The organism is Oribacterium sp. FC2011 (assembly GCF_000701645.1).
GTDB lineage: Bacteria > Bacillota > Clostridia > Lachnospirales > Lachnospiraceae > Oribacterium.
In genome coordinates, this window is sequence record NZ_JNJM01000016.1 from 68888 (window position 1) to 89493 (window position 20606).

The following is a 20606-nucleotide window of genomic DNA, read 5'->3' on the forward strand; positions in this document are numbered from 1 at the left end:
CGAACATAGGCATGAGATTTTTGAAGGCAGCCCATGAGGCAATTGAGTTTACATGAATTCATGAGGAGGCAATTCCATGATGAAATATCTTCAAAACATAGGCAAATCTTTAATGCTTCCCATCGCTGTTCTTCCTGCGGCAGGTATCCTTTATGGCATCGGGTATTGGATTGATCCGATAGGGTGGGGCTCTAACAGCATTCTGTCAGCCTTCCTGATCAAAGCAGCAGCGGCAATCATTGATCATATTCCGTTACTCTTTGCTATAGGTGTTTCGATAGGAATGTCTAAAGATCACGAGGGAACAAGTGCGCTTTCCGGACTTGTAGCATTCCTCATGATCACATCACTTCTCAGTACCGATGCTGTTGCTATGTATAGAGGTGTAGATATTTCGGAAGTTCCCGAATCTTTCGGTAAAATTTCAAATGCCTTTATCGGTATCCTTTCCGGCATTATAGGATCTTCCTGTTACAACAGATTTAAAGGAACCATACTTCCTGACTGGCTCGCTTTCTTCAGCGGAAAAAGATGTGTTGCCATAGTAACGGCATGTACATCGATTCTTGTTGCTGTATTACTGTATTTTATCTGGCCATTGATATATGCGGGACTTGTTGCTTTCGGAACCTCTATACTCGGTCTCGGAGCTTTGGGTGCCGGATTATATGCCATGCTTAACAGGGCTCTGATCCCGCTTGGTATCCATCACGCATTAAATGCTGTATTTTGGTTTGATACCGCAAACATTAACGACCTGGGGCTCTTTTGGTCGGGGGCTGATGGCGCAGTAAAGGGTGTAACTGGTCAGTACATGACAGGTTTTTTCCCAATCATGATGTTTGGTTTACCTGCAGGTGCCCTGGCTATGTATCACACAGCAAAGACATCTGAGAAGAAAAAAGCTGCTGCCTTTCTTTTGGCTGGTGCATTTGCATCCTTCTTCACAGGTATCACAGAACCCCTTGAATTTTCTTTCATGTTCATGGCTCCTGGACTATATCTGGTACATGCAGTACTTACAGGTATTTCTGTTGCCGTATGTGCATCTATGCCCTTCCGAATCGGGTTCAACTTTTCTGCTGGTCTTGTAGACTGGATACTTAGTTTTAAAGCTCCTATGGCAGTGAATCCATGGATGCTGATTCCTATAGGGTGTGTGACCGGAGTCATATACTATGTAGTATTTAGATTTGTGATTTTGAAGTTCGATTTAAAAACACCCGGCCGTGCAGAATATGAAGATACTGTAGAGATATCTTCAACAAAAGGTAATGATTCTGATTTCGTAAAGATTGCAGCAATCATACTTGAAGGCCTCGGTGGTAAAGGCAATATCAAAGAACTTGATCATTGTGCAACGAGAATCCGTACCGTTATCAACGACTACACACTTGTTGATGAAAACGCAATAAGGAAAACAGGAGTTGCCGGCGTTATCAGACCTGATAAATCAACAGTTCAGGTTATCATAGGGACAAAGGTACAGTTTGTTTATGAAGAGATGAAAAGATTGTTGTGATTTTCACCTTTTTCCTTGGCAGGAAGGTATCTAGTAGCAGCCAATTTCAAGTCAACAGTATTTGGAACACAGGCCGCATTTCAGTATATGAAAAGATAAATAAAGAATCAGCAGACAGAACGAGATATTTTAAACAAACAGAGGAATGAGTGGAAGCCGTGTGTAAAGTAATGTAAGATAAGTGAGGTTAATATATGAGAATTACTGATTTTGATTTATTTATAACCGGAAGCAACTATACCGCCATAGTCATAAGACTCGTGCTTGCTATGGTTCTCGGCAGTCTGGTGGGCTGGGAGAGAATTGCCAAGCATCAAAGTGCCGGTATCAAGACCTTTGCACTGGTAAGTCTTGGATCAGCGGCAGCTACAGCCCTTAACCTGTACCTTTCAGCACTTCCGGGATTTAATGCAGATGTAAGCCGTATTCCTGCAGGTGTAGTGAGCGGCATAGGTTTTCTCGGAGCCGGAAACATACTTGTAACAGGAAGAAATCAAATAAAAGGACTCTCTACCGCTGCCACTCTTTGGGTTACCTCCTGCATGGGCATGGCCATAGGTGCAGGGTACCTGACAGTCGGAATCTGCAGCTTCCTCCTTGTGGCTTTTGCAAACATTGTACTGTTGCATGTCAGCAACAAGGTTGAAGAGTACAGCCAATACATGAGAATCTACATCGAGATCAACAAGGACAAAGGTGTCAACACTCTTACCCGCATGATTCATGGGGAGGGTTTTAAAATAAGAAGCATGACTAAGAGCAAGGAAAAGACTATCATGGATTCGGACACCGCCCTGATTATAGACATGGATCTTGACAAAAAGCGCTCCCATACGGATGTCCTTACACTGTTCAGGAATCTTGATTATATAAACTACGTGGAAGAGGTGTGAAGCACCTGAAGATGCAATTGTTGACATACCAATGCTGGAGAAATGCTATTGATCCTGGTACTATTAGCGAAATTTATGGACAAAAATAGAAGGAATTGTGGTAATGAGCGGAAATAAACAGACTTCGGAAAGTTTTATCTTAAGTGCAATATTATCTCTTTCCGGAGGATTACAGGATGCATATACTTACAATGTCCGGGGAAATGTTTTTGCTAATGCCCAAACAGGAAATGTTGTTTTGATGAGCCAGAGTTTTATGATGGGTAATGTAAAAACAGGTCTAAAGTATCTGATTCCCATTGTAGCATTTGCTCTAGGAATAATACTGTCTGAACAGATAGAACACAGACTGAAAAATGCAGAAAAGGTTCATTGGAGGCAGGTTATACTCACAGTAGAAATCATTCTGCTCGGAATTGTTGGTTTTTTACCGCAAGAGTCCAACATGATTGCGAATATTATGGTTTCATTATCTTGTGCCATGCAGGTACAATCTTTTAGAAAGGTTCAAGGTTTTGGATATGCAAGTACCATGTGTATAGGAAACATCCGAAGCGGAACCGAAAGTCTGTCCCGTTATCTCAGAAGCAGGGAACAAAAAGATATTCGCAAGACATCGTATTATTATGGGATAATATTCTTTTTTGCAATCGGAGCAGGACTGGGAGGACTGATATCCGGGATATGGGGTATATACACGATTTGGTTCTCTGTGCTGCTCTTACTAATAGACATTCTGATCATGATAAGGGAATAGTTTATAGTACTCGGAACCATAATAATAAGACAGGGAAAAAAGAAGTAATTGCTGTTCAGTTCGAGAGCAGATGATTACTTCTTTTTTAATGGTGAACTTCAAAGCGGATATGGACAGACCATTGCTTCTTTTTACGGAAAAAGCTCTGTCAAGGTTATAAATCACGGTGTTTCTAAGAAGTTCCATACAGATTTCTCACCGGCTGAACCTTAAACAGCATGATTTTAGCAAAAGAATTATGTATTGAAATGCCCGAATGAATGTGTTATTCTCACTGATGAAAACGCTTACAACGGTGAAATCAAGCGATTTTTTTGCCTGATTTAAGTGTTTTTAGACCATTGTGTTTATTTGTTTAACAGAAGGAGAATGAAATATCATGAACCCTTGGTATGTTTTGAAAAAAACTGTTATAGATACGACCCCTGAAGCTATAGCAGAAGGCATGGATGCAATCAGAGAAATGTTAAATGGTTGCGGGTTAAAACCCGCTGATATAAACAAGGCTGAGCTGGTTGCGGAAGAAACCTTGTCAGAGATGGCTGCTCATGCGGATCAGGGTGCTAAAATAACACTTTCCGTCAGGATGTTCCTGAAGACTGTCACTATGGAAATACGATGCAATGGTCAGGAGTTCAGATTTGCACCGGCAGAGTCGGATTTTTCATGGAGTGATTACAATCCTGATGATCCTACAGAAGAGGATATGATGCAGCGTCTTCACGGTATCATTGCTCACTCTTTTGCAAAGGAAGTAAAATATAAACATACAGGGGGATGCAACTTTGTAAAAATAGTTGCAATACGCTCTGAAAGAACCTTTTTGTATCATACTGTCGGAGCGATGCTTCTTGCGATTCTTGTGGGATTGCTTCTGTCGTCAATCAATATGGAAGGCTTTAATACCCTTCTGAATACCTACCTTCTGGTGCCGGTCAAGACCGTATATATGAACGCACTGAAAGCTGTGGTAGCTCCCGTGGTATTTTTCTCGATTGTCTCCTGCATCGTACGTTTTTCGGATCCATCAGAGCTGGGGCGAGTTGGAGGACGTATCATACTCATGTATCTCTTCACAACTTTGATCGCAGTTGCAGTTGGTTTTTCAGCCTTTTATCTGTTCCAGCCGGGAAATCCTATGAATGCATTGGGAACTGTGGATGTGAGTTCCATTACCTCAAAATCAATGGAAGTGTCCATAAAGGATGTAATTGTAGGCATTGTACCTTCAAACTTTGTGAAGCCATTCCTTGAATCCAATATGCTTCAGCTCATTTTCCTTGCTGTGATCTGTGGTATAGCAACAGGAATGATAGGAAAATATTCTGATATGGTTAAGGATCTTTTTGAGGCAGGCAATGACCTCTTTTTAAAGATAACGACTATCATCATCGGATTCATGCCTTTTGCGGTTTTTTGTTCAATCACATCCATGATGATCACAACAGGTGTCAAGACTATCATTTCTGTTCTCGGAATGTTTGGAACCTTCCTGTTTGGTCTGGCATGCATGATGTCAATATACTGTCTTCTTATACTTGTGATAGGAAGGATAAATCCACTCCATTTTGTAAGAAAATATGTACCCACGATGCTTCAGGTATTTTCCATGGCATCCAGCAATGCTTCAATTCCTGTCAATATGGATGCCTGTGAAAACCTTGGAATATCAAAGAAGATCTATAGCCTTTCTATCCCATTGGGTGCAACACTCAATATGGACGGAACCTGTATACATCTCGGAGTTTTTGCACTTGCCCTGGCAAAGACCTATGGAATTCCTGTTACAGGCGCCACTCTTTTTTCTATGAGTATCTCCATTATAGTTTTATCAATGGGTGCTCCGGGTGTTGCAGGTGCAGGACTGATCTGCCTTTCTGTTCTTCTTGAGCAGATGGGAGTTCCTCTTGAGGCCATAGGACTTGTTATGGGAATCGATTCACTCCTGGGTATGTTCAGGTGTATGTCCAATTGTCTCGGAGATGTGGCAGTAAGCACAATTGTTGCAAAACAGGAAGGTGCTCTGGACATGGAGAAGTATAATCACAGTACATCAGGAAGTAATGACCCGGTTCATCAGCTTTCAATGGTCCATTAACTGCATACCATAGCTCACATATAAGGAAGGTTTCAAAATGGATATTACGACAAGATATGATTCAGGAACTATATATTTGTATATAACAGGAAAACTAAGCTCGACAACAGTGGGCGACCTGTCCCAGGTCATTGACCGCATACCGAAAGATACAAAAAAGGTAGTATTGGACTTTTCTAAAGTCTCATATATTTCATCCTTTGGCCTAAGGGAAATACTTCGTCTGAAAAAACATATGAAGGACGGAGGTGATCTCACCGTTGTGGGATGTAATGAGGATGTTCTTGAAATATTCATAGAGACCGGTTTTGACAAAATGGTAAATATTCAGGAAGGTTCTTTGGAAGAATCTCCGGAAACCCTTTCGGTTAAAGACTTGTTCCTGCTTAAAGTCAGTACCGCTCCTCAGAAACCATTTGTAGTTACAGACCACCGTATATATACCTATGAGGATATAAATCATTACGCCCATATACTTGCGGCAGATTTATTTAGAAATGGAGTACACAAGGGAACTCATATAGGCATATACAGTGGCAACAGTGTTAACTGGGTGATCTCGTTCCTCGCAGCACAGATGCTGGGCGCTATAGCTATGCCCCTCAATTTTCAATATACCATCGATGACCTTATCCAGCTTTCCGACATCGGTGATATCACCCACCTTCTTATAGGTGATGTACAGAACGCCGGAACCATAGATGAATTCAAAAAAGCAGTCATGGCTAATGACTCCAAGATACATCAGGTAATTGAGATAGGAAAAAATGTAGACTTCAGCTTACGTGATGCAGAGTTTGAACCTCTTCAGGATCAATTCAAAGGTAAACAGGAGGCAGAAGATAACTGCTGTATGCTGTTCACTTCAGGTTCTACCGGTAAACCAAAGGCTGTACTTTTGTCTTCGGCAGGAATACTTCATTCGGCAAAATGTAATGTTGAATTCATGCATTTATCCGAGAATGACAGGATATGCATGAATGTTCCCCTTTTCCACACAACAGGTTTGATCCGGGGTTTCCTGGCTGCTCTTTATTCAGGAGCCAGCATTCATATCCCTGAAAATTTCGAAACCGGAACACTTCTTTCTTTTATAGAAAAGCAAAAGTGTACCATCATGAATGCGATACCGGGAACCATCATATCAATGGTAAATGATCCTTCATTTTCGGAAGACAAAGTAGCAAGCCTTCGATGCTCTATACTTACAGGTGCTCCGGCAACGGAAACACAAATGCGTATGCTTATGGAAAAAATGCCCGGAAATCATTTTATCTCTTCCTACGGCATGAGCGAACTGTCACCGATAACTGCGACTCTTTACGGAGACAGTGTTGAACATATCTGCCTCAGTGTAGGAAAAGTTGCTGATGGAGTTAATGTCGAGATCCTGGATTTTCATACAGGCATGCCTCTCCCTCCGGGAAAAGATAACCGCGGTGAAATCGTTGTCCATGGCGACAGCGCAATGACAGCCTACTATAAACTGCCGGCAGAATCACAGGCTCTGGATGACAAAGGACGCATACGGACCGGTGACTTCGGATTCTTCGATTCTGATGGATATCTTCATATCTCAGGCAGAATGAAAGAGCTGATCCACTGTAACGGAAAAACCATAGAACCAAATGCTGTGGGTAGTGTGATTGCGGAATATGCACCTGTTTCTGATGTCAAAGTAGTAGGTATAGCCGATGAAAAGGACGGGGAAGTTGCCGTGGCATGCATCAGCCTCAAGAAAAATTCTCAGGGTCAGCCTGAATACAATGAAGCAGAACTTGTTGCATTTTTAAAGAACCGTTTGTCCGATTACCAGATTCCCAGAAGATTTATGATATACGACAAGCTGCCCACTCTTGCTAACGGAAAAGTAGATGCTGTTACTTTGAAGAAAGACGCTCAGAAAGCTGCAGAAGTCTGAAAGCGATAAAAAAACGGAGCCGATCTGATGTGCATCTGTGTATCAGATATTAAGGCTTCAAAAACGGCGTTTATAGCCGAGGAGGATATAATGGAAAAAGATTATAAAGGTACCAAAATATGTGCCGTACAGGGTGATATAACAAAAACAGAGGGTTTGGATGTATTGGTTATAGGCGCTGACGAGAGCCTGTATCTGGATAGCGGTGTTTGTAAAGCCATTCATTCCATTGCCGGACCGGAACTTCTTCAGGAAGTCAAAAAACTGGGTGGTTGTAAAACCGGTGAAGCCAGGATAACCGGTGCTTATAATGCCAATGCTGATTTTATCATTCACACCGCAGCTCCCAAATGGCAGGACGGTATGCATGATGAAGTTAAACTCCTTTCTTCATGCTATAAAAGCATATTAACATTAGCTGCCGAAAATAAAGTAAAAAACATAGGGCTTCCTTCTCTTGGTACCGGTGTCTATCATTTCCCTTTGGATCTGGCATCTGAAACTGCGATAAACACAGCAAAAAAATTTGTGGATGAAAATGCAGGAGCATTGGAAAGCATCACCTGGATCCTCTTCGACGAGCAGACCTTTAAAACCTATGAAGCTGCAATTACAGCCATGGTTTAAGGGGGACCAGTGAATTGATCAAAAACCTTTTTCCGATAATTCCCAGAATCGAGAATGACGGGATCGTACTTGACAGGATAACACAGAAAGATGCCGAAGATCTCAAAGACTTTGTTTCCTCTTCAGCTGTGTATGAATATGAACCTACATTTTTATTTGAGAAAAAATATGATGATGTGACTTATGTTATAGACCATCTGTATGATGAATGCCTGGAAAGCTCCCTGATACTTGGAATATATGTCGACGATAAGTTCGCAGGAATTGCAGAATTCTATGGATTCTCAGACAGGATCCATAAGGTAAGTATCGGTTTCAGACTGTCCGAGAAGTATTGGGGCAGGGGCATCGGTACCAGGGCAGTTAAAGCGATGATAGACTATCTGGAGACGCAAACAAACATAGAGATAATCCAGGCAAGCACCCTTCCGGAAAACAACAGATCAGCCCGTGTTCTCGAAAAACTCGGCTTTACTCCGGTAGTAAAAAATTCCGATGAAGACTGGGGCTTCGGCGGTCTGACTCCGACAGATAAGTGGATTCTGTAACCGGGTTCCACGGAAAAATTAATATAACAAATAAGTCAATGACCAACCATATTACAGGACCATAGGTGCCTATCAACGTGAACGTTTAACTTTAGCCGTCAGAGCCGGAATTTCTCCGGTTCTGACGGTATTTTTTGTAATTATTAAATGATTATAAACTCATCCCGGTGGTGCAATTTTTTGCCTTTCACACGAGTAAAATTAAGATATCGAAACAGAAGAAAAGTTAAATTTTACAGAAGAGAGGCAGTCATGGAACATATTCAAGATGGAAGCTATGTTGAAGTCATAAAAACCGGACGTGTAGGTGAAGTAATCAGCCGGAAGAGGTCCAATGTTATCGTTTCGTTCTGCGACAAATCACTTATACATCCCGAAGATCTGACCTTTAAAGAGAGTGAACTGAAGGTGGTTGAGCTGCCGAAGATAAAGACATCAGAGTTCGGGGCATTCGTGCGTGGAGACATTAGCCTTGCTGAGATTTCTAATGGAACCAATCTGATCGATGACAGGGCAAAAAAGGATTCTGAAGAGTACAGGATCAGTACGGAGGACTTATATGCCGGAGTTAAGCATTATACCGGAAAGACTGTGGAGGAGGTCTTCCGCTGGATCGATACCATCATGCTGCTGGTGGAGAATATGCACTTCCCTGAAGATATGCGGAGATGGGTTGTTGATGAGGTGACGGAGAAGAACATCCTGGCCTATGTCTTTGATGCGATGGATGAGCTTCATTGGGAACTGTCCGAAAGTGAACCTGACGATATTTGTGAGGATGAACTTAATTTCTTTAAAGATATCCTGGGAACCTGGGTGGAATCCGGCGGGAAGGAGTATTCCGATTTCATCAAGCATGAAATCACTACCCAGTACAATGATGATAATATCGACAAACAGTCCGAGGCCACTCAGAAGCTGTTCAAGGAATGCCTCGATTACTGGTGTGATGTGAAGAAGGATCCCGGCTCCATCCAGCGGAGAGGCTACTGCTATTACTGCGGAACGAAGATCTACCCTAATGACTGGCTTAAGGCGAGGGATGCCTTCGAGGAATATTATCAGATGACCGGTGATGCTTCGGCTGCCAATACCCTCGGTTACATCTACTACTACGGAAGGTGCACCAGCGGCGTGCCGGAGTACGACAAGGCGTTCATGTATTTCAGCGTGGGTCACGCCTACTCCTACTTTGAGAGCACCTACAAGCTTGCCGATATGCTGGCTCACGGCTACGGAGTGGTCAAGGACGAGTATTCCGCAAATCATCTGTACTGGAAGGTTTACAAGCAGAACCTCAAGCGCTTCATGAAGGGTGACGACTGTAAATTTGCCGATGCAGCCCTCCGTATGGGCAATGTCTACAGAGACGGCATCGGCGTTGAGTCTAATGCTGAGGCCGCTTACTTCTACTATTTGCAGGCAGACTATGCCATCCGGAAGAGGCTAGACCTGAACTTTTATGGGGATACCGTGGTCTTTAACAACATTCAGAAGGCTCTGGAGGAGACCAGGAAGGAGATCGTCGATAAAGGACGGACTGTGAAGTTCTACTCTCCGGGCTGGACAAAGTGGACACTTATCAAGCACAGAAGATGCCGCCTTACTATAAAAGAGCTTAGTAACGGAGTTCTCGCGCTGGATGCAACACCGCTTAAGAGAAGAGATGAAGAAGCAGTGCCGCAGATGCTCATCACCGTGCCACGGGCGGATTACTGTGAGCTTAGGAAGAGTATAAGGATCAAGACAGCTCCGGAGGCGAGGTATGAGATCTTCAATGGAGAGTCGGAGATTGTATTTGACAGCGTGGAGTATGACTGGAGTGAGAAGAAGACAAGCTTCTATCTTTATGATGAGATGGTAGGGGAGATTTGGACGGAGTACTATAGCTTTACGGCACCGGGGAGGAAGAATGTGGCGAGGAGAGGGATAGGAAGGTTGTGAGGAGGAAAGAAGAGTACTATCCAACACGAAAATATTCACTTTAATTGCGTAATTTATTCTTATTATTCAAGCAGCATTAAGCTGATGTTGATTGTGTTTGAGCCGATATGATTATCGAGAGTATATACTGTAAAAATTTACTCTCTGCTTATCATATTGGTAATGTGTACCATTTCATGGATTATGTACTTGGAGAATAACGAGACCTATGAGTTATAAAAGAAATTATTCGGTTATTACTAAATCGATTATACTTATCATGTTATTTATAGTTCTAATTACACTTATTAACTTTTGGGGACCGGATATTTATAATAATTTTATTATGCCCAAAAATGAACCAGTAATTATTACAAGTTCTATGTTGGAGGATGCAGTTAATATCTCGAAATTATCCACTGCGAAATATAAATATAATGGTATAGCTCAACTATACGAAAATGAAAAGGTTAAATGTAATGTCAAGTATAATGCTGAAGTAAAAGCTGGAATTGATATGAAAGATATTGCTTTTAACATTAATGATGCTGACAAAATCATCACTGTCACTTTGCCAGAAATACAATTTAGTTCCTATATCATTGATCAGAACTCTTTATCATTTATTCCTAGTGACTCAAAAGTAGATTTAAAAGCAGCTATTGCTGCATGCGAAAAAGATTCTCTAGATGAAGCCAATAAATCAAAAGATCTTAAAAATGCTGCGGAAGAAAATTTAAAACAAACAATACGGGCATTACTGTATCCATTATTAGAAACAACTGGATATACCATACAGTGGGGATAGGCGAGATATAATCGAGGTCGACTATGCATGCAAATAATAATCAAAATAATACATATATAAATTTAATCGAAAACGTATTTATAATGTTTTTGATAATAATTATTATAGGACTAATATTATATGTAAGGTTAATCCCTAAAATCAGCAAAGATACTGTTAAGAATGATGAAATTTTAAAATCATCAGAAATCTCTGAAATATGTGAAATGGCAACATTACGTTGCTATTATCATAATGTAGCAGAATTTGAAAAACAACCTGATGATATGTTCAAACATGGACTATTCAAATATGGCTATAAAAAAATATGGATAGAGTATAGCGGTATCGTTGAAGTAGGGATAGAAGCTGGTGACGTAAAAATCAGTACTCCTGATGAATCAGGTAACATTAAAATATATATTCCTGAGGCGAAAATATTTAATGTCACAGCAGATCAAGATAGCTTAGTAGAAACTCTATCTGAGACAGGCATGTTCACAGAAATAAGTGTAGAAGATAAAGCACAGGCTTTTTCTGAAGCACAACAAAATATGCGTATAGAAGCTGAAACAGATAAAACCATTCTAACCCAAGCAAGAAGTAACGCTAAAGAACTAATTAAGCAATATGTTACAAGCATAGGTGAAATAACAGGTTATCAATATAATATCATCTGGGAAGAAAAAGCGGAGGAAAATAAACTATGAAAAATGGAAATCCTTTTATAACTATAGCCTTAGTAATAGCAATGATTATTATGGGTGTTTTAATAGTTGGTTTTTTTGGATGAATCTAGAAATTATAAAAACATCAATAAAAAAACGCAAAGCGAATTGGATATGTATGATTTTATTTTTGATCATATATATTTTAAATAAAACATGTATAACAAATCTAGTAGAAGGCACTGCTTGGATATTTTGTAAATATTATCTAGATGATTTAATATGTTTACTCATTGTCTTACCATACATAGAAATACTACTTATAATTATAAACCAAGAAATTAACAGTTTTTTGGGGATATTTATTGTTAGCATAATATGTGCAATTATATGGGAATTAATAATACCTTCAGTTAAGCCAGATTCTATTTCAGATCCAATAGATTTTTTGTGCTACATTATTGGAGGAATAATCTATTGGATAATTCTTAGTTTTGAAATGTCACTTAAGATAAATATAGTCATTTCAAACCATCAGAAACGTTATAATCAAGATCAATAGAATCATGTACCGTGTATCACTTCAAAAGAGTTTCGAATGTAATATTTCTTTTACGATACACGGTACTTCTTTTAGTGTATCATTTCAGAGTATTATAGCTTCACTGCGTTAGCGAAGAAGAAAGCTTAGCTTGGATGTATAAAAAGGTAGAAAAGAAAGAAAAGTGATATCCGGCTCAAAAACATTCACTTTAATTGTGCAATTAATCATTATTATTCAAACCGCTTTGAGCTGATGTTGGTTGTGTTTGAGCCGATATATTAGACGAGAATATGCATTGATGGTGGATTGCATCGAAACACAGTATGTGGCCCTATTTCAAAATAATTGCACCGGATCCCGGTGACAAAAGATAGTAACACAGGAGGTGCGCTATGAGTGAAGTAAATCAATTTGACTGGGTGGATTTTTACAAAGAACTATCCGGCAAATTATTACAGTATAAAGATAACAGAGAAGCACTGATCAAGAATGTGCGTAAGATTTACGAGTTAACTGGCATCAATCTTCCCACGTTAGAGAAAGACAACCAGATTATAGATATCGATCCGTTCACGTTCTTTGGATTGTTCAATAAGAAGCTGACAGATACGAATCGTCTTTCTATTTTGAAGGCAATAGCGGAGCTTTTTGATGTGAAAGCTCCAGTTCCGACAGCTTTTGATAGTATTCCTGTGCTGAATCCTCAGAATGCAACCTTCTATTATTTTATTCCGGATCGTGGGGATGATGATATTCAGGATCTTTGGGAACTGTTTGATTCAGCGTTGGCTTATGCAAAAGATCCTTCACCCGAGACAATTGCTAAAGTATCAAAGTATTTTGACTTGTGTATAAACAAAAAGGGCAATGGAAACAGTAAGATTACTATGGGATTATACTGGATTGCTCCGAATGCTCTTTTGAATCTGGATCAGCGGAATTCATGGTATATATATGAATCCGGAAAAATCCCGGAAGATATTGTGAAAACGCTTCCTGAAATCGAGGCAAAAATTCCGTCTGATAAGTATTTTGATATTGTTGAAAAACTGCGTGCGTATCTGCAAAGTGATAACAGCCAACTGAAAGACTTTAAGGAACTGAGCTATGCGGCATGGAGGTATTCAGAACAGGTCAATCAGGAACAGGCAACTGCTAAAAAAGTTGAAGCACAAAGAGAAAACAAAGGTGCTGCAATCGCTGATGAGGGTGTTGAAACAATTCATTATTGGATATATGCCCCTGGTGACGGTGCTATGTACTGGGATGAGTTCTATTCCACTGGGATAATGGGAATTGGCTGGGACGCTATCGGTGATCTGTCTGCTTACAATACCAAGAGTGAGATGCGACAGGCAATGCAGGAGAAGATTGACCCATCCAGATCTTTTAAGAACGATGCTCATGCAACATGGCAGTTTGTAAATGAAATGAAACCCGGAGATATTATCTTCGCAAAGAAGGGTATGCATCAGATGATTGGTCGCGGTGTGGTTGCCTCCGATTATGAATTTGATCCTCAGCGTAATCATTACAAAAATATTCGTCAGGTGAAATGGACACATAAAGGTGAGTGGCAGCATCCGGGACAAGCAGTGATGAAGACACTTACTGATATTACAGCATATACCGACTATGTAGAAAAATTAAATTCTCTATTTGAGAGTGAGATCGAAAACGATATTGCGGAACCTATAGAAATGGATCTGAAGCCTTATGATGCAGACATGTTCCTTGAAGAAGTCTATATGGATAAAACCAAATATGATACGTTGGTCGCCCTGGTAGAAAAGAAAAAGAATGTGATCCTGCAGGGAGCTCCGGGTGTCGGAAAGACATTTGCTGCAAAACGACTTGCTTATTCCATAATGGGCGTGAAAGATCCATCCCGTGTGATGATGGTGCAATTTCACCAGAGTTATTCCTATGAAGATTTTATCATGGGCTTCCGTCCGACACAGGAGGGCGGATTTGAACTGAAACACGGAGCATTTTACGACTTCTGTAAGTCTGCTGAAGTGGACAGTGAAGATACTCCGTATTTCTTTATCATAGACGAGATCAACCGTGGGAATCTCAGCAAGATTTTCGGTGAGCTGTTCATGCTGATCGAATCCGATAAGCGAGGCATTGAGCTGAAACTCCTATATGCAGATGAGAAGTTTTCCGTTCCCAAGAATGTTTATATCATCGGGATGATGAATACCGCTGACAGAAGCCTTGCAATGATGGACTATGCTCTTCGAAGAAGGTTTGCATTTTTCGATATGGATCCAGGGTTCAACACCAAAGGCTTTAGACAATATCAGGAAGGTCTTCAGAGTGAGAAGTTCAATAAGCTGATTGATCGTGTGGAAGCTCTTAATGCGGATATTGCCTCTGATGATTCTCTTGGAGAAGGCTTCTGCATAGGTCACAGCTATTTCTGCGAGCTGAAGGAAACATCCGATCAGACTTTATCAGGAATTGTGGAATTTGAACTTGCTCCATTGCTTAAGGAATACTGGTTTGACGAACCGGCAAAGGCTAAGACATGGATCGATGATTTAAGGAGTGCGATTAAGTGATACCTATTCAGAATGTGTATTACATGCTCTCATATGCCTTCCGGGTACTAAATGAGCAGGGATACAAAAGCATAGCGACTGAAGAATTTCATAATGTAGCGGAACTATGCGCATCCATTCTGACAAAAGGAGTTTCGCTTCAGTTAAAGCGTGGCCTTGGAAAGGAATACATTTCCGAAACAGAGGCACTTTCTTCGCCGCGTGGAAAAATAGACGTAACTGCATCGATAAAGGATCTTAGCAAAGTCAAAGGTCAGCTGATCTGCACGTATGATGATTTCTCAGTCAATTCCTATATGAACAGAATTATCAAAACCACGATGGAGTTGTTGCTTAAATCAAAGATCTCTCCTGCAAGGAAGAAGGAGATCAAAAAGCAACTGATATTCTTTGGGGAAGTAGAGACCTTGGATATACATACAGTTAACTGGTCAATGCGGTTCAATCGTAATAATCAAAGTTACAGGATGCTGGTTTCTGTATGCCATCTTGTAATTAAGGGATTATTGCAGACGAAATCGGATGGCTCAACGAAGATGATGGATTTTCTGGATGATCAGCAGATGTATCACCTATATGAGAAGTTCATCCTGGAATATTACAACACGGAGTACAAGCATCTAAATATCAATGCCTCAGCATCCATGATGGACTGGCAGGTGGATGATGGTTTCCGGGATCTTCTTCCAAAAATGAAAACGGATATCACTCTTACCTGCGGCGACCGCACACTCATCATTGATGCAAAATATTACGAACGGAACCTGCGTGAACAGTTTGGTAAGGTATCAATACCTACAGGCAACCTGTACCAGATTTTCACTTATGTTAAAACAAAAGAAAATGAACTTACAGAAGTGCCGCATGAGAAGGTGGCAGGAATGTTACTGTATGCTCAAACCGAGGAAGATGGCAAGTTTAATAATGAATATCAGATGATGGGAAACCGTATATGTGTCAGAACGCTAGACCTAAGCAGTGATTTCCAATCTATAAAAAAGCAACTGGATGAGATAGCAGAGAAGTATCTGTTGGTAAAGGCTATGTAAGTAGTAAACCATTTGACTTATACAGGCTCTGTAGACGATAAACAGTACTTATTACGAAATGGTTTATTTATATAAAAGGTGTCTATTATGAATAAAAGAAAGCTTTAATGTAGATGGTTCAGTAGATGTAGCTACATCATATAATGAAAATGCCAGTATGAAGGCATATAAAGATGGTGTATCTGGCGCTGAAGCACAATCAAAAAGAAAAGATGCAAATTTAAAAACCTTAACAGATGGTTATCATGATATTAACCAAAAATTACAGGCAGAGGGAAAATCTCCAATAGCTTTAAAAGAATATGTTGATGACTATCTAAGCGAAGAACAGCTACAGGAACTCTTTGCTTCAAAATATGAAGGACAGACCAGAATTATTCCTAAAGACCAGCTAGATGCAGCAACAGATTATTTAAACGGAAAGATCAAAAATGTAGAGATACCTGATAAATACTCTGAGGCACAAGCATTTCTTAATGAAAGAGAGAGGAATGGTTTGATAAAGACTGAGATGTAGTCATAAATGATGATACATGTTTATCGGAGGTTTGAACATTATGGCAGATAACAAGTTAAATCCTTTTGAAAAACTTAAATCAGCTGCTGTTAGCGGGATGCAGGGAATAGATGTTAAAACTTTAAAAAAGAAAGCCGCAGATGCGGGAGCATTTTTAGGCGAAAAGGCCGGAAGTATAAAAAAAGCAGCTATGTCCACTAAAGAGGAGATCGAACAGAAAGTTACAGAGCTTGATCGGATGCTTCAGAGTTCCATCATTGAATATAATGATGCATTTACATTAATGAATGACAAAGGCGTTAGGCTTTATGTTGAAAGAACCCAGTCAATAGACACGATTAGCTTCGTGGAAAATCTTGTGAACAGTATTGCTAACCGTCCAAAAACTTTTGATGCAGATTTTCAGGAGATCGATACATGCAGAGAAAAATTCACGGATTCCTGTGAATTTGCCGAGAGAGAATTACAGGCTGCAAGAAGTGCGGCAGGAGGTGCCGGAGCCGGACTTGCCGGAGGTGCTGCGGTCGCAATGATGGCACCTACAGCCGCTATGTGGGTTGCGACAACATTTGGTACTGCTTCAACAGGAACAGCAATAAGTGCTCTGTCGGGAGCTGCAGCGTCTAATGCTGCATTGGCATGGCTTGGTGGTGGAGCATTAACTGCCGGTGGTGGCGGAATGGCTGCCGGAAATGCACTTCTTGCCATGGCGGGACCTATAGGCTGGACTATTGCGGGCGCAACACTTCTTACTTCCATTATGTTGTTTGCAAATAATAAGATGAAGCTCAATAAAGAGAAAAGTAGTGAGATAGAGGCTGTCAAGAAAAACACAGAAACGGTTCGGGAACTGGACGGTAAAATAGAATCTCTACTTTCTGAAACCTGTAAAATAAGATCTGAACTAAACGAACTATATAAAAAGAGTCTCAGGTTTTATGGTGGTGACTATAGTTCCTTCACTTCTGAAGATAAACAGGTATTAGGAGCTCTCGTAAACAATACAAAGGCATTGTCGGCAATGTTTGAGAAGACCATCAGTTGAGAAGGACATTTAAATGAGTACCGTTGATATCAAAGACATTGCAATAGAATACTTTTTGAAGACCAAAAGTGGAGAAAAGCTCAAGCAGGCTATGGAAACATTTGAAAGTTTCCAGGAAATGCTTATGACGCTTTCTAATTCGACAGAAAGAAAGGACCTGGTGTTATTAAAGGCAGGTACTGTTCTTGTATTATCCTTGTTTGGCAAGTTCTGTCAGAAGCATTCACTGAAAGATCTTGATGAGAAGGACTGGGCAGATATTCTGAAAAATGTCAGCAAATACGGCATACTTATGGATGGGGCGCATTACAGTGAAATGGTTTTCAGGCTTTATGCGGACTATATAGATGTGTCTGTACTTTGCATAACAAAACTGGCATCAAAGGAAAAGATCAAGGCCATAAAGAAGCTTGCAAAAGAAATCAGAGACAGTTCTGACAAGTTTAATCGTGGAAAAATAACGGAACCGGAATATATAGAAAGATGCTTATGGTTATGCCTTGAAGCCATGATAAAACTGATGTCTGCTACACTTTATTCTTCAATCGGAAAAGTGGCGGGAGAAGAGTATCAGCGTCTTGCAGAAGCTGTGACAGCTTTTGGGTTTGAATATGCCAGACTGGCTCTTTATAAAAAGGAAAATGCTGTTTTACAGGAGTGTCTTGATAATCAGAAACAGTTGGATACTGCTCTGGAGAGCCAGTATAAAGAGTATCTAGCAGCGCTTGAAAAAGAAACAGAACGTTTTGAGACGTTGATTGAAAAAGCATTTTCTCCGGAGTTTGAAAGGATGTTTTCAGGTTCTGTTGAACTGGCAAGAAATTCTGGTGTTAAAGAGTCTGAGATAATCAGTACAGAGGAAGATGTTGATGAGTTCTTTTTAGATTGAACTTAATCATGAATGGGTGAATTGAAAGTTTGTTTAAGATATTTAATGACTAACGATATATAATAGCTTTATATGATGTAAAAGTAAATACAATTAATGACCATATAGAAACGATATATAAAGATGGTGAGCTTTCTGCGGATTCAACTATTCGGAATTTCCGAATAGTTCAAAGAGAGCTTCCTGTATGATTTAAATAAGCCAAGAAATTGACGTAAAAAAATACCTCAAGTAAATTTAGATTGTTACTGACCTGGACGTTGGTAATAATCCAAATAATACAAGAGGTATACACAATGAATGTTAAGGGCACAAAAAAGAAAAATCAAGGTTCTGCAATAAACATTTTCGAAAAACAGGAAATAATAGCAAAAGCTGAAGAACTCAAGACTAATCTGAAGGCATACACCTGGCATGAGTTGGAAACTAATGGCAAGTTCGATAAGAACGAAAAACTCTCATTTATAAGGGACGACATGCTTATATTAGGATGCGATATAGGCAGCGAAACACATTACGTGAGAGCTATTGATGCCAGAGGCAGAGAACTCAGTAAGTCCGCTTATCCTTTCAGCAATACGTCAGAAGGTTTCCACAGCATGCTGGATTGGGCAACAAAGATAGCCGCTGCACATGATAAAACACAGATTGTATTAGGGCTTGAGCCTACTGGACACTATTGGTTCAGCCTTGCCACATGGTTAGTTGCAAATGGTATAAGTGTAGTTCAGGTGAATCCGTATGCGGTAAAGCAGACCAAGGAATTGGAGGACAACAGCCAGCTTAAGGATGATACGAAGGATCCTAAACTGATAGCAAACCTCGTAAAAGACGGGAACTTCGGTATGCCGTATCTTCCGGAAAATCTTTATGCAGAAATACGACGCCTCTCGATGTTCAGGGATCAGTTGAATGAAGACAGGATCAGGACACTGAATCGTCTTCACAGGGAAATGAAAATCTACTTTCCGGAGTATAAGGACGCATTTGGAAAGATAGACGGAGCTTTCTGTTTGGAAGTTCTGAAGGTATCACCATTTCCAGATGAACTGGTGAGTCTGGGGACAGAAGGTATACGCCAGATATGGCATGATGCCAAGCTTCGTGGACGAGGATATATAAATGCAACATCCATATATGAATACGCTAAAAATAGCGTAGGAATTAAGGATGGATCCGAGTCCAGCAGGCAGTCTGTTAAGTGGTTTGTCGAGCATATCATTGAGCTTGATGAGAAACTATCAGACATTGAAAAACAGTTGAATCAGAAATGCATGACGATTCCACACGCAGAAAATATACTCGCGATATCGGGAGTCGGAGAAAACACCTTATGTGGCATTCTTGCCGAAATGGGTGACATAACAAGATTCGACGACGTAAAGGAAGTACAGAAACTTAGCGGATTGGGACTGGTAGCATGCAGTTCCGGTAAACATAAGGGAGAAACCAAGATCAGTCATAGAGGACGCAAACGACTCAGATACTGGTTATTCCAGGCAGCCAAGTCGGCAGTTGCGCATGCGGAGGAATTCAAGGAACTGCATGTGTACTACACGACAAGGAAGGAGAATCCGCTAAAGAAGATGCAATCGTTGATAGTGATTGCCTGCAAGATACTGAGAGTGATCTACACAATACTGACAAAGGGGACGGTATATGATCCGAAAAAACTATTGTCAGATATCGTAAGGCCGGCTCAACAGGAAACACAGGCAGCATAATAACGAAACAGTATCACGATTCCAGAACCCTGCTGGATCCCGGAGAATACTGAGATCGAGCCGGGTTCTGGGAAAGAAACCCGAAACCATGATGGAGTGTTGAAGCACTGCATCACCAACAAGACCGATAAACCAATACAAGGATAGCGTCCACTGTATATCAGTCCTTGATTAATGGTAGGTCAGTAGAATCAATCAAAAACAAGAGCTGTAGCTGGCGTTGGTTTTTACCATAGGGCATGACCCTGTTAGAGAGCTTTGCTAGCACTCGGTGTATGAGCAGGTGGGACGAAGGAAGTTGGGACACTGATCCCTATAGGCACGGAAGGTTCACCATCATAGTTGAACAGAGGAATTATAGCCTTAATAACGTACACACAATGGACGTTTTATTTGCTGTATCCATCTTCAGCTATTCAGTACAAGATACAATGACTGTTCTGCACCTTTAGCACTTGTTTTGAGGTAGCTATTTGAATCAAAAAGTCCGAAAAATCAATGTTTTAGGGCTTGAAATTATAGGAAGG

The 20606-nt window shown here is 40.5% G+C and carries 16 protein-coding genes; all 16 read left to right on the top strand.

Features of this window, described 5'->3' with window-relative positions; all coding sequences use genetic code 11:
- Positions 1-76: 76 nt before the first annotated feature.
- The 16 genes from nagE to T357_RS0113460 all read left to right on the top strand — a co-directional run bounded on the left by nagE (position 77) and on the right by T357_RS0113460 (position 20079).
- Positions 77-1522, top strand: coding sequence for an N-acetylglucosamine-specific PTS transporter subunit IIBC (gene nagE / locus T357_RS0113370; RefSeq protein WP_031553586.1), 1446 nt, complete (start codon positions 77-79; stop codon positions 1520-1522).
- Positions 1523-1716: 194 nt separating this feature from the next.
- A complete protein-coding gene (locus T357_RS0113375; protein ID WP_031553589.1) occupies positions 1717-2415 on the top strand; it encodes an MgtC/SapB family protein in 699 nt (232 codons plus the stop codon).
- 103 nt (positions 2416-2518) lie between these two features.
- Positions 2519-3172, top strand: coding sequence for a YoaK family protein (locus T357_RS0113380; RefSeq protein ID WP_031553593.1), 654 nt, complete (start codon positions 2519-2521; stop codon positions 3170-3172).
- A 379-nt stretch (positions 3173-3551) separates the two neighbouring features.
- Positions 3552-5270, top strand: coding sequence for a cation:dicarboxylate symporter family transporter (locus tag T357_RS0113390; RefSeq protein ID WP_031553597.1), 1719 nt, complete (start codon positions 3552-3554; stop codon positions 5268-5270).
- Between the two features lie 37 nt (positions 5271-5307).
- On the top strand, positions 5308-7191 hold the full coding sequence (locus tag T357_RS0113395) for an AMP-binding protein (RefSeq protein WP_031553599.1): 1884 nt from the start codon (positions 5308-5310) through the stop codon (positions 7189-7191).
- A 90-nt stretch (positions 7192-7281) separates the two neighbouring features.
- Entirely contained in the window at positions 7282-7818 is a 537-nt protein-coding gene (locus tag T357_RS0113400; RefSeq protein WP_031553602.1) for a macro domain-containing protein, read from the top strand.
- Positions 7819-7832: 14 nt separating this feature from the next.
- A complete protein-coding gene (locus tag T357_RS0113405) occupies positions 7833-8366 on the top strand; it encodes a GNAT family N-acetyltransferase (RefSeq protein WP_031553604.1) in 534 nt (177 codons plus the stop codon).
- Between the two features lie 252 nt (positions 8367-8618).
- Positions 8619-10310 (top strand): tetratricopeptide repeat protein, encoded by a 1692-nt coding sequence (locus tag T357_RS0113410; protein ID WP_031553606.1) that lies wholly within the window; start codon positions 8619-8621, stop codon positions 10308-10310.
- Between the two features lie 208 nt (positions 10311-10518).
- Entirely contained in the window at positions 10519-11097 is a 579-nt protein-coding gene (locus tag T357_RS0113415; RefSeq protein WP_031553608.1) for a DUF4230 domain-containing protein, read from the top strand.
- 23 nt (positions 11098-11120) lie between these two features.
- Positions 11121-11786: a DUF4230 domain-containing protein gene (locus tag T357_RS0113420; RefSeq protein WP_049962432.1), complete on the top strand. Its 666-nt coding sequence runs from the start codon at positions 11121-11123 to the stop codon at positions 11784-11786.
- Between the two features lie 894 nt (positions 11787-12680).
- On the top strand, positions 12681-14855 hold the full coding sequence (locus tag T357_RS0113435) for an AAA family ATPase (RefSeq protein ID WP_031553615.1): 2175 nt from the start codon (positions 12681-12683) through the stop codon (positions 14853-14855).
- Positions 14852-15904, top strand: a complete 1053-nt coding sequence (gene mcrC, locus T357_RS0113440; RefSeq protein ID WP_031553617.1) for a 5-methylcytosine-specific restriction endonuclease system specificity protein McrC — start codon at positions 14852-14854, stop codon at positions 15902-15904. The genes T357_RS0113435 and mcrC overlap by 4 nt, the downstream gene beginning before the upstream one ends.
- A 157-nt stretch (positions 15905-16061) precedes the next feature.
- On the top strand, positions 16062-16421 hold the full coding sequence (locus T357_RS0113445; RefSeq protein ID WP_031553619.1) for a hypothetical protein: 360 nt from the start codon (positions 16062-16064) through the stop codon (positions 16419-16421).
- Between the two features lie 40 nt (positions 16422-16461).
- Positions 16462-17466: a hypothetical protein gene (locus T357_RS21485; RefSeq protein WP_049962433.1), complete on the top strand. Its 1005-nt coding sequence runs from the start codon at positions 16462-16464 to the stop codon at positions 17464-17466.
- Positions 17467-17479: 13 nt separating this feature from the next.
- On the top strand, positions 17480-18355 hold the full coding sequence (locus tag T357_RS0113455; RefSeq protein ID WP_031553624.1) for a hypothetical protein: 876 nt from the start codon (positions 17480-17482) through the stop codon (positions 18353-18355).
- Positions 18356-18651: 296 nt separating this feature from the next.
- Entirely contained in the window at positions 18652-20079 is a 1428-nt protein-coding gene (locus T357_RS0113460) for an IS110 family RNA-guided transposase (RefSeq protein ID WP_197027351.1), read from the top strand.
- The last annotated feature ends 527 nt before the right edge of the window (positions 20080-20606 follow it).

What these genes read in the sequence shown, in the direction of transcription:
- nagE (WP_031553586.1), top strand. Translation starts at nt 77, where the DNA reads ATGATGAAATATCTTCAAAACATAGGCAAATCTTTAATGCTTCCCATC.
- T357_RS0113375 (WP_031553589.1), top strand. Translation starts at nt 1,717, where the DNA reads ATGAGAATTACTGATTTTGATTTATTTATAACCGGAAGCAACTATACC.
- T357_RS0113380 (WP_031553593.1), top strand. Translation starts at nt 2,519, where the DNA reads ATGAGCGGAAATAAACAGACTTCGGAAAGTTTTATCTTAAGTGCAATA.
- T357_RS0113390 (WP_031553597.1), top strand. Translation starts at nt 3,552, where the DNA reads ATGAACCCTTGGTATGTTTTGAAAAAAACTGTTATAGATACGACCCCT.
- T357_RS0113395 (WP_031553599.1), top strand. Translation starts at nt 5,308, where the DNA reads ATGGATATTACGACAAGATATGATTCAGGAACTATATATTTGTATATA.
- T357_RS0113400 (WP_031553602.1), top strand. Translation starts at nt 7,282, where the DNA reads ATGGAAAAAGATTATAAAGGTACCAAAATATGTGCCGTACAGGGTGAT.
- T357_RS0113410 (WP_031553606.1), top strand. Translation starts at nt 8,619, where the DNA reads ATGGAACATATTCAAGATGGAAGCTATGTTGAAGTCATAAAAACCGGA.
- T357_RS0113415 (WP_031553608.1), top strand. Translation starts at nt 10,519, where the DNA reads ATGAGTTATAAAAGAAATTATTCGGTTATTACTAAATCGATTATACTT.
- T357_RS0113420 (WP_049962432.1), top strand. Translation starts at nt 11,121, where the DNA reads ATGCATGCAAATAATAATCAAAATAATACATATATAAATTTAATCGAA.
- T357_RS0113435 (WP_031553615.1), top strand. Translation starts at nt 12,681, where the DNA reads ATGAGTGAAGTAAATCAATTTGACTGGGTGGATTTTTACAAAGAACTA.
- T357_RS0113445 (WP_031553619.1), top strand. Translation starts at nt 16,062, where the DNA reads ATGAAGGCATATAAAGATGGTGTATCTGGCGCTGAAGCACAATCAAAA.
- T357_RS21485 (WP_049962433.1), top strand. Translation starts at nt 16,462, where the DNA reads ATGGCAGATAACAAGTTAAATCCTTTTGAAAAACTTAAATCAGCTGCT.
- T357_RS0113455 (WP_031553624.1), top strand. Translation starts at nt 17,480, where the DNA reads ATGAGTACCGTTGATATCAAAGACATTGCAATAGAATACTTTTTGAAG.
- T357_RS0113460 (WP_197027351.1), top strand. Translation starts at nt 18,652, where the DNA reads ATGAATGTTAAGGGCACAAAAAAGAAAAATCAAGGTTCTGCAATAAAC.